The 16,748-nt window shown below is 41.0% G+C and carries 20 protein-coding genes; 5 read left to right on the top strand and 15 right to left on the bottom strand.

The window, feature by feature from the left end:
* Positions 1-8 precede the first annotated feature (8 nt).
* Together MUN89_RS13070 and MUN89_RS13065 are read right to left on the bottom strand one after the other, a co-directional pair.
* The gene (locus MUN89_RS13070) at positions 9-1,436 is read right to left on the bottom strand and encodes a YfcC family protein (protein ID WP_244708252.1); all 1,428 of its coding nucleotides are present in this window, start codon (positions 1,434-1,436) and stop codon (positions 9-11) included.
* Between the two features lie 248 nt (positions 1,437-1,684).
* Positions 1,685-2,002, bottom strand: coding sequence for a winged helix-turn-helix transcriptional regulator (locus tag MUN89_RS13065; protein ID WP_244708251.1), 318 nt, complete (start codon positions 2,000-2,002; stop codon positions 1,685-1,687).
* 158 nt (positions 2,003-2,160) lie between these two features.
* On the opposite strand from MUN89_RS13065, the gene MUN89_RS13060 reads away from it, so the two are divergent.
* Together MUN89_RS13060 and MUN89_RS13055 are read left to right on the top strand one after the other, a co-directional pair.
* On the top strand, positions 2,161-3,015 hold the full coding sequence (locus MUN89_RS13060; RefSeq protein WP_244708250.1) for an NAD-dependent epimerase/dehydratase family protein: 855 nt from the start codon (positions 2,161-2,163) through the stop codon (positions 3,013-3,015).
* Positions 3,016-3,035: 20 nt separating this feature from the next.
* Complete coding sequence (locus MUN89_RS13055; RefSeq protein ID WP_244708249.1) at positions 3,036-4,052, top strand: aldo/keto reductase; 1,017 nt, start codon at positions 3,036-3,038, stop codon at positions 4,050-4,052.
* Between the two features lie 87 nt (positions 4,053-4,139).
* Here the strand turns inward: MUN89_RS13055 and MUN89_RS13050 are convergent, their stop codons facing one another.
* The 3 genes from MUN89_RS13050 to MUN89_RS13040 form a co-directional block, all read right to left on the bottom strand.
* Positions 4,140-4,493 carry a GNAT family N-acetyltransferase gene (locus MUN89_RS13050; RefSeq protein ID WP_244708248.1) on the bottom strand — a complete coding sequence of 118 codons (354 nt, stop codon included), beginning with the start codon at positions 4,491-4,493 and terminating at the stop codon, positions 4,140-4,142.
* Positions 4,494-4,570: 77 nt separating this feature from the next.
* Complete coding sequence (locus MUN89_RS13045; RefSeq protein ID WP_244713778.1) at positions 4,571-5,470, bottom strand: EamA family transporter; 900 nt, start codon at positions 5,468-5,470, stop codon at positions 4,571-4,573.
* Positions 5,471-5,752: 282 nt separating this feature from the next.
* Positions 5,753-6,244: a hypothetical protein gene (locus MUN89_RS13040; protein WP_244708247.1), complete on the bottom strand. Its 492-nt coding sequence runs from the start codon at positions 6,242-6,244 to the stop codon at positions 5,753-5,755.
* Between the two features lie 145 nt (positions 6,245-6,389).
* Here MUN89_RS13040 and MUN89_RS13035 point away from each other — a divergent pair, with 145 nt between their 5' ends.
* Entirely contained in the window at positions 6,390-6,779 is a 390-nt protein-coding gene (locus MUN89_RS13035) for a hypothetical protein (protein WP_244708246.1), read from the top strand.
* Positions 6,780-6,828: 49 nt separating this feature from the next.
* Here the strand turns inward: MUN89_RS13035 and MUN89_RS13030 are convergent, their stop codons facing one another.
* Together MUN89_RS13030 and MUN89_RS13025 are read right to left on the bottom strand one after the other, a co-directional pair.
* The gene (locus MUN89_RS13030) at positions 6,829-7,668 is read right to left on the bottom strand and encodes an aldo/keto reductase (protein ID WP_244708245.1); all 840 of its coding nucleotides are present in this window, start codon (positions 7,666-7,668) and stop codon (positions 6,829-6,831) included.
* A 28-nt stretch (positions 7,669-7,696) separates the two neighbouring features.
* On the bottom strand, positions 7,697-8,911 hold the full coding sequence (locus MUN89_RS13025; RefSeq protein ID WP_244708244.1) for an MFS transporter: 1,215 nt from the start codon (positions 8,909-8,911) through the stop codon (positions 7,697-7,699).
* Between the two features lie 148 nt (positions 8,912-9,059).
* Between MUN89_RS13025 and MUN89_RS13020 the strand changes: the two genes are divergently transcribed.
* Together MUN89_RS13020 and MUN89_RS13015 are read left to right on the top strand one after the other, a co-directional pair.
* Positions 9,060-9,422, top strand: a complete 363-nt coding sequence (locus tag MUN89_RS13020) for a winged helix-turn-helix transcriptional regulator (RefSeq protein ID WP_244708243.1) — start codon at positions 9,060-9,062, stop codon at positions 9,420-9,422.
* A gap of 132 nt (positions 9,423-9,554) precedes the next feature.
* On the top strand, positions 9,555-10,172 hold the full coding sequence (locus tag MUN89_RS13015; protein ID WP_244708242.1) for a cupin domain-containing protein: 618 nt from the start codon (positions 9,555-9,557) through the stop codon (positions 10,170-10,172).
* A gap of 437 nt (positions 10,173-10,609) precedes the next feature.
* Here MUN89_RS13015 and MUN89_RS13010 read toward each other — a convergent pair whose 3' ends face one another.
* From MUN89_RS13010 to MUN89_RS12975, 8 genes are all read right to left on the bottom strand, one after another.
* Positions 10,610-10,999 carry a VOC family protein gene (locus tag MUN89_RS13010; protein ID WP_244708241.1) on the bottom strand — a complete coding sequence of 130 codons (390 nt, stop codon included), beginning with the start codon at positions 10,997-10,999 and terminating at the stop codon, positions 10,610-10,612.
* A 175-nt stretch (positions 11,000-11,174) separates the two neighbouring features.
* Positions 11,175-11,387 carry a hypothetical protein gene (locus tag MUN89_RS13005; RefSeq protein WP_244708240.1) on the bottom strand — a complete coding sequence of 71 codons (213 nt, stop codon included), beginning with the start codon at positions 11,385-11,387 and terminating at the stop codon, positions 11,175-11,177.
* Positions 11,388-11,531: 144 nt separating this feature from the next.
* On the bottom strand, positions 11,532-13,004 hold the full coding sequence (betB, locus tag MUN89_RS13000) for a betaine-aldehyde dehydrogenase (RefSeq protein ID WP_244708239.1): 1,473 nt from the start codon (positions 13,002-13,004) through the stop codon (positions 11,532-11,534).
* A 15-nt stretch (positions 13,005-13,019) separates the two neighbouring features.
* Positions 13,020-13,553: a chromate transporter gene (locus tag MUN89_RS12995; protein WP_396266000.1), complete on the bottom strand. Its 534-nt coding sequence runs from the start codon at positions 13,551-13,553 to the stop codon at positions 13,020-13,022.
* The gene (locus MUN89_RS12990) at positions 13,547-14,137 is read right to left on the bottom strand and encodes a chromate transporter (protein WP_244708237.1); all 591 of its coding nucleotides are present in this window, start codon (positions 14,135-14,137) and stop codon (positions 13,547-13,549) included. Before MUN89_RS12990 ends, MUN89_RS12995 begins: the two co-directional genes overlap by 7 nt.
* Before the next feature lie 3 nt (positions 14,138-14,140).
* A complete protein-coding gene (locus MUN89_RS12985) occupies positions 14,141-15,142 on the bottom strand; it encodes an NAD(P)/FAD-dependent oxidoreductase (RefSeq protein ID WP_244708236.1) in 1,002 nt (333 codons plus the stop codon).
* Positions 15,143-15,163: 21 nt separating this feature from the next.
* Positions 15,164-15,523, bottom strand: coding sequence for a Rieske (2Fe-2S) protein (locus tag MUN89_RS12980; protein WP_244708235.1), 360 nt, complete (start codon positions 15,521-15,523; stop codon positions 15,164-15,166).
* 12 nt (positions 15,524-15,535) lie between these two features.
* Complete coding sequence (locus MUN89_RS12975) at positions 15,536-16,597, bottom strand: amidohydrolase family protein (protein WP_244708234.1); 1,062 nt, start codon at positions 16,595-16,597, stop codon at positions 15,536-15,538.
* Between the last annotated feature and the right edge of the window lie 151 nt (positions 16,598-16,748).

Here is a 16,748-nt window from a genome sequence, read left to right as displayed (position 1 = left end):
GCCTCCTTTTATAGTGGCCCGTAATTAATAAATTGGGCAATGACTAAAAATACGATACATACCCCGTACCAGAGAATGAGTAAAGGAAAAATAAATTTGATCCATTTTTCCCAGCGGATTCCCCCGATCACAAGTGTAGCCATAAAATAGCCGGAGGTAGGATAAAAAATGTTGGAAAAACCATCGCCCATCAGAAATGCAAGAACCGCAGTCTGCCTGGTCACACCTGAGATGTCTGAGAGGCCACTCATTATCGGCATGGATACCATTGCCTGGCCGCTTCCGGATGGAATGAGAAAGTTAAGCAATCCTTGAATGAACATCATAATTACAGCTGTCAAAGAATCAGGGATTACGCTGACAAGCTGGCCAAAACCATAGATGATCGTATCCATGATTTGTCCTTCTGTCATTACGACAGCAATTCCTCTCGCTACCCCTACTACAAGGGCCCCGAGTAAAATTTTGCGAAATCCTGTGTTGAATGATTCGGCAATTTCACTCGGTCTGAGACCTGCAACAAGGCCGGTAACTATACCGATAATTGCATATAAACCTGTTAATTCCCGGAAGTACCACGCGTATTTAAGTAACCCAAATAGTAAAATGGCAAAGAAAATCAATAAGGTCAAAGATACCATCTTCTGGCGCTTCGTTGCTTTTTGTGGAGAGGATGAATCCTCATTTATGGAGAGTTCTTCTGAAGCTTCACCGTAGACCATACTTTTTTCAGGGTCGTCATATACTTTTTTAGCATATCTCCATACGAAAACAATTCCAAGAAGCAATATGATAATAAAGATAAAAATGCGGTAACCAATCCCGGAATATATAGGCAGTTCAGCAATTTCTTGTGCTGTTCCAAGGTTCGCAGGCACCGTTAGAGCAATGGCAAATCCAGCAATCGTTGAGACGAGGACAATGGCAGCAGCTGTAATTTTGTCAAAGCCGAGCTTTATGATCAGCGGCAGAATTGCGGGCAGGTACACAAGGCTAAGCTCGACTTGTCCAGTAAAAGTGGTGAAAAGAGCGAAAGGTACCATTAATGTCGGAACAATCCAAACACCCTTGTTAGAAAATGCATGAGCAAGCCTGTTTACTCCTACATCGATTACTCCCGTTCGTTCAATGACGGCAAACATTCCTCCGATCATCAAAATCCCAAAAATAATCTCAGCGGATTGTATAAGGCCTTCTGGTATCGAAAGCATAAAATCCATGATGCCGATAGGATCAGAATGAATGAATTTAAAGGTTCCGGGCTGGAGAATTTCAGCACCGCTTTCGTTTTTAACACGTTCAAATGAACCTGCCGGAATGATGTAGCTTGCTATGGAAGCAAGCAGTATCATAATGAATAAAATTACATAAATATGAGGTACTTTTCCTGTGTGGTTCTCTTTCTTCTTTTGTTCGGTTTGATTACGTTCCTCCATCGCGTTCCCTCCTAGAGTATATTAGTGATAAAATGGTTATCTTCTACTATATAGAAATCGACAAATTTTTCAATACTTCAGAAAACACAAATAATTGTATATTTATTCCTAGTAATGAATGAAAACCTTTAGTTAACATAATAAAATTATGTTTAACTTGTTTTATCATTGTCCGAAATCTAAACTGAAGGATATAAAAAAAGACTGCCAGCTGGACAGCCTTTAAAAAATAAGAGGTGTTCACCCTTCTATCCCCATTTACTTCCCCAGATTTTCATTTCTTTTAATATTTTATGTAACTCCTCCCCTTTTTCAGTTAAGGAATACTCCACTGTGACAGGAACCGTTGCATAAGCTTTTCGAGTCAGAATAGTGTTTTCTTCTAAGTGTCTAAGCGTGTTGGTTAACGCTGTCGGACTAATATCCTTTATTTCTTTTTGAAGTTCTCCAAACCGCTTCGTTCCATCAAATAGTTCCTTCAATACGAGAAACGACCATTTTCCACCAATAATATTCAACGCCTTTTCGATCGAGCATTCTATCTCCTCTTCTTTTACTTGATTCATTGCAGTTCTCCTTTCACAAATATAGTTACTAAAAAAAATGTAGTAACTGAGAATGTGTTAATTATATCAAAAAATATTCAGTACTTTAAAAATATTGAAAAAGTTATACGATAATAGTACAAGAGATTAATGACACATATAAGGAGAGAGGTATAAATATGAGTAAAGTTGTCATTACCGGCGGAAGCGGCCGGCTCGGGCCATGGGTCATAAAAGAGTTCCTTGATCATGGCTATGAAGTGATAAATGCTGATTTGAAGGTGCCGGAAGAACCGTCGTGCAGAACAGTCATTACTGATTTAACCGACCTGGGTCAAGTGTATGGAGTTCTCGAAGGTGCGGATGCTTTTGTACATACAGGGGCAATACCTGTGGCTTATTCACATCCAAATGAAGTGACTTTTCGGAATAACGTGATGAGTACTTACAATATACTCGAAGCCGCAGGAGCTCTAGGTATTAAACAAGGAGTTATTGCGTCAAGCGAATCCTCTTATGGAATAGTTTTTTCAAAAAACAATCTGGAGCCGAAGTATGTGCCAGTAGATGAAGAACATCCTCAACTGCCGGAAGATAGTTATGGGTTGTCTAAAATTGTGAATGAAAAGAATGCAGCCATGATCCATATGCGCACCGGGATGTCTGTCGCCTCCCTCCGATTAGGCAACATTATTACACCAGAAATGTACAGCCGCTTCCCTGAATTTATTCACGATGCAGACCAACGAAAGACGATTCTATGGAGTTATATTGATGCTAGAGACGCTGCTTCGGCATTTAGAGCAGCTGTCGAAACGAAGGGCTTAGGAGCTGCAGCGTTTAATATTGCTGCAGATGACACAAGCATGGATATTGAAAGCAAGGAATTAATGGCACGGATCTATCCGGATGTTCACGATATACGTGATGAAGTAAGCGGTTTCGAAACATTACTTTCCAATAAAAAAGCGAAAAAATTGTTGAACTGGCAGCCTGTTCATAATTGGCGTGACTATGTAAATCAAGAAAATTAACCATTCGGGAGGGAATGAATATGGAATACAGGTATTTAGGAAAGACGGGACTTAGAGTTAGTGACTTATGCTTAGGTACAATGACCCTTGGAAGAGAGACCAGTGACGAAGACAGTTTTAAAATTTTGGATCGTTTTAAAGCCGAAGGCGGTAATTTCATTGATACAGCAGACGTGTACTCCCAGGGAGCCTCTGAACAAATTGTTGGAAAGTGGCTGCAAAATCAGCAGCGGGACGATTACGTAGTTGCCACTAAAGTGCGCTTTGGTATGGGAGAGGGCCCAAATGACATTGGGTTGAGCAGAAAACATATAATGAAAGCAATCAAAGAGAGTCTCCACCGGCTTCAAACCGATTATATTGATCTTTATCAAGTCCATGCCTGGGATCCACAAACTCCGCTTGAAGAAACCTTGGCCACTTTAAATGAACTCGTCAAAGAAGGAGTGGTTCGTTATATTGGGGCGAGTAATTTTAAAGGTTGGCAGCTGCAGAAAGCCGTTGATCTCAGCCGGCAAAAAGGCTGGGAGTCTTTCGCATCCTTGCAGCCGCAGTATAACCTGTTAACACGTGCGACAGAATGGGAATTAATAGACGTGTGCCAGCATGAAGGACTTGGTGTAATTCCTTGGAGTCCCCTTCGCGGCGGTTGGTTAAGCGGTAAATTTCACCGTGATATGACTGAGCCTCCGTCCAATTCCCGAATCAGCATTGCTGAGGAAAAAGGCTGGGGAGAAAGCTGGAGCAACTATAATAATGAATTCACGTGGAAAGTTATTGATACGCTATTTGAAGTGGCGGAAGCTGAACAAAAAACTCCTGCTCAGACAGCTCTTAATTGGCTTTTACAGAAGCCTGGTGTCACAGCTCCAATCATTGGTGCAAGAACGATGGAGCAATTGGAGGCAAACTTGGGAGCGTCTGGGTGGCAATTGCAGGCTTCATCTATGGAAAAATTGGATCAAGCGAGTGAAAGAACGGTTACGTACCCTTATGACAACGATGCAGAGGCTCAGCGATCACGTGGCAGAGAATAAATTCTTACGAAAACCATTGGGGGTGTAGTCCCAATGGTTTTTGTTCATGAAAACACCGTATCGAAAAATCTTAATGGATTGTTTTTGTCATGAAAAGGCTGTCCGGTTATACGTGGTTAAACTTAAACGGCTGTAACTGCGTTTTTCTGCTTCATTTATGAGGTGAGTGAGTATTTGCTTTCCAACCCCTTTTCTTAAGTAATGGTCAGCTGTTTTCATAGATTTAATTTCCCCATGTGTATCATCGAGCTCTCTAAGTGCCCCGCACCCAGCTAAATGGATGCCCTCCCTGGCACAATAGAAAGAAATATCTGGTTTTATTAATTCGGTGGCATCCAGGGCATGTCTGCTTTCGGGCAGAGAATGGACAGCCATATTGTTTAAGTGTTCCTTAACCAACTCTTTTACCAGAGTATCGCTTAGATCATTTATTTTAATCAACAAAGCGGCCTTCCTCTCTATTTTCATAGAATTAACTGACCTGTTGCTGCGGTGTTTTTTATTTACAATGGTTAGTGTTATTTCATGTTAGTAAAAGTGAAGCTCTTCTTCGTAAATCGGCCGCATAGTTCATTGACAAAGATAGCACTAATTATTAATATTATGCCGATCCACTGAAGAAAAGTTACTCTTTCAGAGAGGACGATCATCGCAGAAATAATGGCGACCGGCAGTTCGACCGAGCTTAAAACATTGGCTAGTCTTCCCGTAATATAGGGAGCACCTCCAGCAAAAAGTAAAGGGGGAAGAATGGCTCCGACAGCTGCGATGGCAGCTCCTACCGCCCATAAGCGTCCATCATTGGTAACCACCATTGAGAAGTCATTATAGAAAATGATAAAAACAAGGATGGCGGCCCCTGTTATCATGAGGGCCGCTCTAAGCAAAGGGGGCGTTCCTTCAGCTGCCTGTCCGCTGAAAAATATGAACCCAGCATAAGTGACCCCTGCCAGTAAACCTAGGAAAAGACCGATTCCAGGCATTTCAGTAATCTTTCCATTTACTACATTCGAAGCAAAAACTACGCCGGTTAATGTGATGACCATAGATAGAAGATTTACTTTTGTTGGTCTTATTTTTGTGAAAATCCATTCAAAAATCATGCCGATCCACACAAATTGAAACAGGAGGATAATGGCTAATGATGCAGGCAGAAACTGCATAGCTCCGTAATAAAAAATACTCGTAAGCCCTACGAATGATCCTGTAATCAGAATTTTAATAACCCCTCTAGTGGAAAGTTCTTTCACCTTCCCTATGCAAACGAAGCTCAATCCCCATAATAAAAAGAACGCGATCAACATTTGTGTAATGTTTAACTGGCCAAGCGTGTACCCATATTCAAAACCGGTCTTGACAAAGATAGGGGTCAGTCCAAAAAATGATGCGCCGAGTAAGACGAATATGACTCCTTTCATTTTCAATGGATGTACCTCCTTCTTCCTCTTTGGACAAGCTGAATTCAATGTTGGTTGAGCTTGGATATGTTCTTACAGCTTTCATAATAGGTGATGGAGCATTGGAATGAAAGAAATTTGAATGTTGGAGTAACGTTGGCAGTTAGAGAGAGATCGATGGCTACAAAAACATGCAGTAAAGAATATAGATTGAAATGAAGCAATGGAAATAATTTATTCTCCTCTCTCCTTCCGTTACTAATAAAAAGCGATTTCTGGATAGAAACCGCTTTTGACAACATCTTAGCTTGCATTCATTAATTTGTGGTCCCCTGTCAATAGATTGACGTATTCTACAATCGGCTCTTTTTCAGTAAACATATGGGCCGCACAACGGACAGCGGTGGAAAAATAATGATTGAGGTGTTTCTCTTCACAGGCTGTAAAGAATTTTTTAAAGCGTACACTTTTTTCTGCAGCTGCAATCATGGTATTTTCCAGAGTGTAAGTCATTTCATCGGCAGGTTCAAATACTTGCCATGATTTACAAAACCAAAATAATTTATTTTCCTCTGTGGAAAGCTGCTGCAGTAAATGGTCAATGACCTGTGCCAGTGATATGTAGTCGCATCCACTATTAAGCATACTCTCTCTTCCCATTTGCTGTTGCTGCTGATATATAACCTCTAAAACAGAGAGAGTGGTTCTCTGCTGCAATGGCAATTGATACAGTTTGTCAATGACTTGATCAACAAAAAGCTGCAGTTGTTCAATTTTCATCTGCTTATCCTTCACCGTACCACCTCCAAAATCTTCTTAAATATAGAATAATTGATAACGATTATCAATGTCAATTAACTATTGACGATGAGAATTGTTTTCAATTATACTTTTAATCAATACTTTACACTTACGTTTTCAACAAGAAAGGAGCTCTACTATGGATTCAACGTTTATAGCTACTCAAGAATTTAATCATCCAGTGGATTGTTTTTGTGCTTCCCAGAAGCACGCGAACACCATCTATTTTCAAATAGGAGATCAGATTTTCATTTCGGAAGGTACAAAATTTGTAGAATCTCTTGGCTGGTATGTCCGCGTTGTCGTTAATCAATCCTATCAATTCTTTATCCATGCCGATGACCTGGAAGCGTTGCTTGAAACGGAAAAAATAAAGTCTGCTTTTGACGTCAGTTTGGAAACAAATTTTTATGAATATAAAATAAACCAGGCCCTGGATGAGAAAGATGAAAATGGCTTCCATACATATGTAGTATTACTTGAGAAATCGAAAGCGATGTTATATCCCGGAGTAGCTTCGCCGCAATGATCTCTAGTGAAAACAAAAAAATCCACCTGAAAACAGGCGGATTTTTCAATTAGAAATCAAAGTTGTCTGGATCTGGACCTACCCGGAAGTTTTGATTCATCCGATCGATATGATCCATGTCTGTTGATGTTAACTCAAAGTCAAAGACATCACTATTTTCGACAATTCTTGTTTCTTTTGTTGATTTAGGAATCACAATAACTTCGTTTTGCAAATGCCATCGGAGTATGATCTGGGCCGTTGTTTTTTTGTATTTGCGTGCAATGTCTACTAAGTCTTCCTGCTGAAGAATTTCTCCTTGCATTAATGGGGACCAGGCTTCGATTTGAATGCCTGAAGTCTTACAGAAATCGTACAGCTTTTGTTGATTAAGTCTCGGATGCCTCTCTACTTGATTCACCATTGGCTTTATTTCTGCATGCATCATTAGTTCTTCTAAATGATGAATGTGAAAGTTACTCACGCCGATAGCTTTCACTTTTCCTTGTTTATAGAGTGTTTCGAGCGCTTTCCACGCTTCTTTAAATTTATCTTCTACCGGCCAATGAATAAGGTAAAGATCAAGATACTCCAATTGGAGCTTTTCCAAACTGTTTTCAAAAGCCTTTAAAGTTGATTCATATCCAAGGTCGTCATTCCAGACTTTAGAAGTAATAAATAAGTCTTCTCTTTTAATCCCGGCCTGTTGCATTCCGTTACGGATTCCTTCGCCGACTCCCTGTTCATTTCCGTATATTGATGCCGTGTCAATGCTTCTATACCCGTGTCTGATAGCGGAAGTAACGGCATGGATTAATTCAGCTCCTTCCTCCACCTTGAAAACACCTAACCCTACCCATGGCATTTGAACTCCATTTGATAAAGTGACAGCAGTATTAATATGATTCATGATAAATTCCTCCTATAACCAATGTTTATTAACAAGCTGAACGTACGTCGCTGTGAGATAATTGGCGATCTTTTTTATCTAATTTGATTCCCAGGGCTGTGAGGAATACAGCTAGGCTAACCATAACCCCTCCAAGCCATCCTGTATGAATGAGTCCATAAGACTCAGTAATAGTACCACCCAAATAAGAACCAATGGCTATTCCTGCGTTAAAAGCAGCGATGTTAATCGCTGAGGCAACATCGACGGCACTTGGAACAAAGCGTTCCGCAAGCATAACGACGTATACTTGCAGTCCAGGCACGTTCATAAATGCAAATAATCCCATAAAGGCAATCGTCACAAGCGCTGCGTATTTAAACGGGGCTGTCATAGACAAAGTGAATAAGATGACTCCCTGAATCAGGAACATAAAGAATAACGCCTGAATTGGTTTATGGTTAGCGATTTTCCCACCAATCATATTTCCAACCGCGATAGTCACTCCGTACATTAATAGAATAATGGCTACGGAATCCGATCGAAATCCAGTCACCTGTTGTAGTAATGGTGAAAGATAAGTGAACGCTACGAATGTCCCTCCATAACCAAGAGCTGTGATAACAAAAATCAGCATTAACCTTTGGTTTGTGATCAGTTTTAGCTGTTCTTTAAACGATGCTTGTTTTCCTTTCGCAAGGTCAGAAGGCACTAATAAGCTGTTCCCAACGAGGGAAATTAAGCCAATAAGGACAATGGATGCAAATGCGATTCTCCAGCCAAACTGCTGGCCCAGAAAAGTTCCAAATGGAACCCCTGTAACCGTAGCTACCGTTAGTCCTGTAAACATAATGGAAATGGCACTTGCTCTCTTATCTTTCGGAACAAGACTGGCAGCTATTGTTGATCCGATCGACATAAATACCCCGTGTGAAAATGCTGAAAGCACGCGAGCGGCTAATAAAATCCCGATAGTTGTTGCACTGGCGGCAATGGTGTTTCCTACGATAAATACAATCATGATCCAGAGCAGCACCGTTTTTCGCTCCATTTTTGACGTTAAGGATGTTAAAACAGGAGCTCCGATCGTCACGCCGAGAGCATAAAGTGAAACCGTAAGTCCTGTAATTTTAACGGAAACATTTAAATCCTCTGAAATCAGCGGCAGCAATCCAACACTGATAAATTCAGTAGTTCCTATTGCAAAAGCACTAAGGGCCAGCGCCATTAGTCCCATTAGGCTTCGATTTCGGTTCACTGACATTTTTATTACCTCCTTTAGAAGTGAGCATTATTTGCCGGCACATGTTATTATGATTTATAAAGATTCTATTGAGAAGTACGCACTTTAAAGTGCTATAGGCACATTAAAGTTGTATAGGTACTATAAAGTGCCCTAGGAGGAACGAATAATGGAAAAGAAGAAATACAACATCCCAGTGGAAGCAACTTTAGAAATTATTGGAGGAAAATGGAAGTGTGTGATTCTCTGCCACTTAACCTATGGAAAGAAACGGACCAGCGAATTAAGAAGGTTAATGCCTAACATCACGCAAAAGATGTTGACGCAGCAGCTTCGTGAATTGGAAGAAGACGGTGTCATCAACCGGATTATTTACAATCAAGTCCCGCCAAAAGTAGAATATGAATTAAGTGAATATGGCTGGAGCCTGCAGGATATTCTTGATTCCTTATGTGCCTGGGGAGAAAGCCATATCATTAGAACATATGGTGACAAAACTAAAGTACTTGAAGATAGTGTGCTGAATGAATAATTCTTAAACGACCAAAGAAGCTTGGAGAAACTACTTTCGTTTCTCCAAGCTTCTTTAATTCGAAAAATATCACTCACGTAATTTATTTTAGGCGCATACCCTGCATAGAGGTTTACAAAAGAGGTGGAAAAATTGAAAAACAAGTTGGATTATACATCGCCAGAAGTTCAATATTCCTTTGATGTTAATAAGAGCCATTTATTTGTAAAAGATGATCAAAATTTAATAAATATTCTTGGCATTCAACAGCTGAATTCTTTAGAAAACGTTTCGCTGCTTGATATCTTTTTAAGCAAAAATAATGTGGTGGAGCCTCATTATCATCAAAATGCTGCTGAACTCGTCTATTGTATATCTGGAGCGGCTGTCGTTTCTATTATGAATGCTTTTACGAATCAAATTCTTAATTTTCCTATTACAAAAGGACAGGTAGCCAATGTCCCTCAAGGATGGTGGCATTACGAAGTGGCTACTGAAGATGATACTCATTTACTTGCCATTTTTGATGCAGATACGCCTGAGGTTATATTAGGTTCAGATATCTTGAAATTTACACCAGCTAACGTAATGGCCCATACGTATTGCTTAGATGAACAAGAGTGGAAAAACACGATTTCCCCAATTCAGCCTTCTACGTATATTGGACCCTACAAAGGCTGTGAAAATAATGGAAATCCAGTCTCACCCTATTACCATCAGAAAGGCACTTACTATGCACGACAGTTTTCAGGGTACCCCTATTACTATTAACGTAAAGCAGAAAAACGCATGTCTGCATAGGCATGCGTTCATTTTTATGTAGAGATGAATAATGATTATGGTCCACTGACTTTTGAAAGGAACATAGTGATATAAATGATCAAAAATATTCCTACCGTAATAATGCTGCTAAAAGCAATTTTCCGCGCTGGTCCTTTATTACTGAATATGGCCAGAAGCAAAGCTATTATTAAACCCAGCCAGGCAAGTTGAAAGTAAATGCTATTTATAGCAGGAGTTATGAAAACAAAGCTTATGATCACCAATATGGTTAATAATAGTGAAAGGAACCCTAATAACTTGTTCATAGCTCCCCCTTTCCATAGCAAAAGCTCTTTTCTTAAGGTACTTGGAGAGATGCGGAAATATTCCTATTATCAACTTCAATTATATACGAAAGCTGAATAAAATTGACATCTAAAGAGTGCTTATTTACGTAAAATGCTTTGCATACGTTCAGCTTCATCTGTTTTTATTACATATTCAAAAAATCCGAGTTGATTCCCCCAAGGATCCTGGAAGGTTCCCCATTTTACCGGCACTTCTTTTCTTGAATAAATTTCAAAAGGGCTTACATTCAACTCAGAGATCACTTTATTGCGTTCTCCTTCAATATTGGTTACCCCTAAACGTAATGGACCACTTCCTTCACACGGGGTACCTTCTGAAAGCTGCAGCCAGCTGCCGGGGACAATTTCCCATTCGGCAATCCCTTCATGCGGTATAAAATCAGGTTCCGCCTGGAGTAAGGTCTCATACCACTTTCTTCCTGCTTTCATATCCGGGACGCGAATTTGGTTGGTCATTTCAAAAATCATAAAGAAAACCTCCTTGATTTTTTCATTCACTACCCCTTTCCTTATTTAGCAAAAGCTAAACCTGACAATATTTAGAGGAAGGTGGTTAGCATTCGGTCAGATGTTACGAAGTATGACTTGAGGTGATGACGAAGGAATGAAAATTAACGAAACAGGTTTTCTTAGATGATAAGAATCACATCAGCCAATCTAGTGAGAGCAGAAGTAAAAAAATCTGTCCGTTTTCACTTCTGTAAAGCTTTAGATTGCCAGCTGTAAGACGTATTAGATGGAGAGAATGAAAAGAGCAAATTCTTTCAAAAGAATTTGCTCCTTCATACCAAGCGGCGAGAGAGGCAAAAAGTAAAAACAAGACAGCCACTCCAATTTGTGTGGCAATTCGACTCATGAACCCACTTCCTGTTATGGTAAGTTTTTTATCAATTCATTTTATAGCGGCCTGGTTCAATTAAACGTGCAATCTTCTAATCGGGTAAATCATTGTTTGCTTTGTTTCTTTTATGACTGTTTTAGTAAGGTACACTAATACCATTTAAGAAAACCAATGGATCGGGGCAGGATTTGTATTTTCAAACACATGTTTTACTTCCTGATATTCTTCAAGTCCTTCTTTTCCTAATTCACGACCAATTCCAGAAGATTTATATCCTCCCCAAGGTGCTTGAGCAAAATAGGGATGAAAATCATTGATCCATACCGTCCCCAACCTTAATTGAGCAGCTACTCGTTCTGCTTTTCCGATATCTGATGTCCATACGGCTCCAGCCAGCCCGTATATGGAGTCATTCGCTAAGTCTATTGCTTCATCTTCTGACTGAAACGTTTCTATCGTTAATAGAGGGCCAAAAGTTTCTTCCTGAACAATCCGCATCGAAGATGTACAGTTTGAAAAAATTGTCGGTCTATAAAAGAATCCAGCCTGTAATTCTTCTTCCTCCGGCCTCTTCCCTCCGGCTACCAGGGTGGCTCCTTCCTGTAAACCGGATTTAACGTATTCTTCTACTTTGTTCCGATGTTCTTCTGAAATTAAGGGGCCGGATTGGGTCTTTTGATCAAAACCATTCCCCAATTTAATGTTTTCGGTTCTCTTTTTCAATTCGGCTAAGAAATGATCGTGTATTGATTCTTGGACTAATAGTCGTGCCCCAGCTGAGCATACTTGACCAGCGTGGAAAAACACAGCATTCATAGCCTGGTCGACTGCGGTTTCAAACTCAGCGTCTTCAAAAACGATGTTCGGGTTTTTCCCTCCAAGCTCGAGAGCAATTTTTTTAAAATTCCCTGCTGCTTCTTTCATGATTTTTCTGCCTGTTTCCAATCCTCCCGTAAAGGAGATGAGATCTACATCGTGGCTTGAAGACAACATGTGTCCGGTTGACGATCCATTTCCCAGCACTAAGTTAATCACTCCATCAGGCAGTCCTGCTTCATCCATCAATTCTGTAACTTTAATCGTTGTTAATGGAGTGATTTCACTTGGTTTTACAATAATCGTGTTACCGGCAGCTAAAGCAGGAGCGATTTTCCATGCGGCTTGCAATAAGGGATAATTCCAAGGGGTAATTTGCCCGCAGACGCCAACAGGTTCACGCACTACTTTACTTCTTGAATCAGGAAGCGGGGATGGAATGATTTCTCCACCATCCTTATCTGCCAGTCCTCCGTAATAGCGGAATACTTCGGCAATGTCCTCCATATCTGCAATGCTTTCTGTCACGGTTTTTCCAGTGTCCAGTGTTTCAAGCTCCGCTAATTCTTCTTTGTCACGCTCGATAAATCCGGCAATCATTAGAAGGAGCTTTCCCCGTTCAGCTCCGGTAGTGGAACGCCATGAGCCATAATCAAACGCTGATCTCGCAGCTTGTATGGCCAGCTCCACGTCTTCTTCATCCCCTTCTGCAACCTCAGCAATTCTTTCTTGGTTAAAGGGGTTGATGATGAATCTCGTCTTTTCCTTTATGCCAGTGGTCCACTTTCCGTTAATATACATATTTTTATGTTTCATAGTAAACGATCTCCTTTATAAACAGTGATACATTACTCCGGCTCCTGCAGCTAACAGGATAACGAAAAAAGGGGAGTGTTTTTTCCATAACAGCACAAAAGATAAGACCATTATTCCGAGTTGAAAGCTGTTCTTGAAAGAAAATAAATGGATGTCCATCCCCAGGCGGATGCCGGTGTAGAAAATTAATGCTGTGATGACAGGATAAATGCCTGTCAATGTATGATGAACTATGTTTCTGTACTTGTGGCTAGCCATTAATTTAATGAAAGTAAATACCATTAGGATCGACGGGAGGGTCGTACTCCCCACTGCGACTACAGCTCCGGGCACACCTGCAGCACGATAACCGATGAATAATGCCGTATTCATGGCGATTGGTCCAGGGGCACTGCTGGTAATTGCAATGATCGTAGAATATTGCTCCATCGTAAGCCAATGATGCTCCGCTGCTGCATGTTTCATTAAAGAAAGCATTGGATATCCTCCACCAAAGCCGAATATTCCAATTTTAAAAAATTCAGTAAAGAGCGATAGTAGTGTCAGCACGAAATTTTCCTTTTATTATGAAAAATCAGAGTCACCAGACCAGCCGCCCCTCCTCCTGCAATCAAACCTATTGGAGAAAAAGAGGCAGCCAATAAACACCCGGCAAGGAAGAAGATGAGGAGTGAGTTTGCATTCGTAATGGAAGTCCGGCCGATTTTAAAAGCTGCGAAAAATATAAGTCCAATGATAGCGGGACGAATCCCTGCAAGTGCATCACTGAATAAAGAGAAGTCTTGAAATTTGAAAACTAGATAAGTGAGTAGTATCGTAATGGTGCTTGCAGGAAGCAGCATGCCAAGTATAGCTGAAATTGAACCTTTTACTCCTTTCACTTTGAAACCAATATATATAGAAGCATTTATGGCAATTGATCCAGGCGCAGATTGAGCAACAGCCAGGATTTCGGGAATTTCCCAGGTTGTGAACCACTTTCTTTTCCTTACCATTTCATTTTCAATATGCGGAACCATGGTGATTCCTCCGCCAAAGGTTAGAGGGCTGATCTTTAAAAATGTGAAAAAAATCGAAGCGAGTGTGCAGGGCGTTACTTTATTTGTCTCCCTACCTTGTATTTTTTCAGCCACTGGTCATTCTCCACTTAGAACCCGGGTACTATGAGGCGGCTGTACTCTCGTTCCAGGATTAATAGAATGCTTGGCCTGGCTGATTGCGGCTGGAGCTTCTCCAAATCCGGAAGCGATAAGTTTTACTTTGCCTTGGTACGTAGTAATATCTCCAGCTGCATAGATTCCTGAAATATTGGTTTCCATCTGCTGGTTAACGACAATAGAATTGTTCGAAAGCTTAAGTCCCCATTCTTTAATAGCTCCAAGACTCGAATGGAATCCATGATTGACGATCAATGAATCGATCTCCAAATGCTCAGCTGTATCTCCTTTAGGTTCTTTAATTACGATGGATTCAAGATTATCGTCTGATCCGATAAGACGATCAATGGCCCTCGGTGTCTTAATTTGAACATTCGATGCTTTCAGCTTGTTGACACTGGATTCATGGGCTCTGAATTGGTTTCGGCGATGGACGAGAATGGTTTCACTTGCTACATCTTTAAGCATCAGCGCCCAGTCTACTGCCGAATCCCCACCACCTGAAATGCAAATACGCTTGCCGCTATGCGCCTGTAAATCCGTAATCGAATAAAATAGGTTTCTGCCCTCATAATTACAAGCTGTTTCATGTTTCAGCTTCCTCGGTTGAAAAGCACCGGCTCCACTTGTAATTAAGATCGTTTTAGCATAGTGTACATTTTTAGAGGTAGTAACTCGAAACAGAAGCTCATCCAGCTTCTCCACGTTTTGAACGCTCTCTTCAAGACACATGTCTGGATCGAATTGCGCGGCTTGTTCCTCAAGCTGATGGACTAAATCTTTAGCTAGTACTTTTGGAAATCCGGCGACATCATAAATGTATTTTTCTGGATACAAGGCCATCAGTTGTCCTCCGGGTTGGGGAAGACTGTCGATTACTTTTACAGACATCTCCCGCATACCTCCATAGAAAGCCGAAAATAACCCAGCAGGACCGGCTCCAATGATAATAACGTCCGTTGGATTTTGGTGGTCCCTCATTTCTTCACCTTCCTTTACTCATTATTTATAGACAATCACTTGCTCCCCTTCCACTCTTACTTTGAAGCTTGGTATCTTCTTGTTTGGATTGGCAAGCATTCTGCCTTCATTTTTGATATCAAATTCCCTTCCGTGCCACGGGCAGCGAATGATTTCTCCTTTATGACAGTACTCGTATTTTCCAGGATTACTGGATTCAGTCGTGGCGCCGCAAAGCATTCCTTTATCAAGCGGTGCCCCCTGGTGAATACACTGATTCATAAACGCATAGTACTCTCCATCAGGTGTCCTGCACACGAGTACACTCTGTTTGCCAAAGGTCGATTTCATCATTTCACCAGGTTTAAGATCTGTTGAATTACAAACCACTTGTTCTCTCATACGCGGTCACTCCTATATGGCGTGCAGTTTTGGATAAAAGTTTTTAGCGTTCTCTGAAAAGATTTTACGTGTTAATTGCTCGTCCATTTTTGGGAGAGCACGTGTCGGTGAGTCAAAATCCCAATGCGGATAATCCGTGGAGAAACATAGCATTTCATCTGTACCCATCTGCTCCAATAATGAGGTGAATTCCTGTTTTGTCAGCTCTTCAGCTGGCTGCGTCGTAAAACGGACTTGCTCTTTCATAATTTCGCTGGGCTTACGTTTCAGCCAGGGCACTTCATGACGTAAATCTCTAAATTGCTGATCGAGCTTCCACATCATGTGTGGAATAAACGTAAATCCTCCTTCAATCATCATCAAGCCGAGTGTTGGAAATTTATCAAATACTCCATTAAAAATCATGTTTGTGACTTGTTTCATATGGGCAGTAGGAATTAAGCTGTGCCACTCGATAAAATAGCGCGGCCATCTGCCGTAATAAACAGGGGGCTCATTATGGTGCATTCCAATCATCAGACTCTGCTTTTCAGCTTCTTCAAAAATTGGATGATAATAAGGATCTCCCCACATAATGTCATCAATTGGCAGCAGGACCTGCACCATTTTTGGATGGGAACCAGCTCTCTTAATCTCTTGAATGGCCCTTTCCCGGTCTTGTGCAGCGATGTGAACCGATCCATATAACCGTTCATCTTTCTCTAACCAATTTTCTATTTGCCAATCATTATAGGCGGTTGCTAATGCAGCTGCCATTTCATGCCAGCCATGCATGGAAGATGGAGACGGATCGAGCGCACTTGTAAGGATCCCTGCTTTATGCCCGACATCATCGAGCAATTGCTCCTGCATAAAAGCGAGATCGGACCCGGCAGGACGTCCATCGGGCAGGACCGCATCGGCCCGGTCTACTCCAGCTACGGCAGGCTGGGTATAAGGCATATGTTTTTCCTGTATCCAGTGACAATTTTCAATGTAGTGCTTAAAAGGTTCATCTAGCTTATTAAGGATATCCTCGTATTGCACTCTTTCATGAATGTCAGTGTCAATTAGTGGAATTTGGTTTCTCTGCATAGGAAAACTCCTTCATCATTTTATTGCCGGCTATTAAGAAGCGTAGCAAGGGAGGCTGACTTCCTCCAAATCTCATGAGAAGGACTGAGAGCAATTTAGATGGTTCAGTGACAGCCAGTGACGCTCAGTAACGTTCAGTGACAGCATTTTA

It is taken from the genome of Halobacillus salinarum (genome assembly GCF_022919095.1).
Classification (GTDB): Bacteria; Bacillota; Bacilli; order Bacillales; family Halobacillaceae; genus Halobacillus_B; species Halobacillus_B salinarum.
Note: the sequence above shows the minus strand (reverse complement) of the source record. Positions and strands in the feature narration are given on the sequence as shown.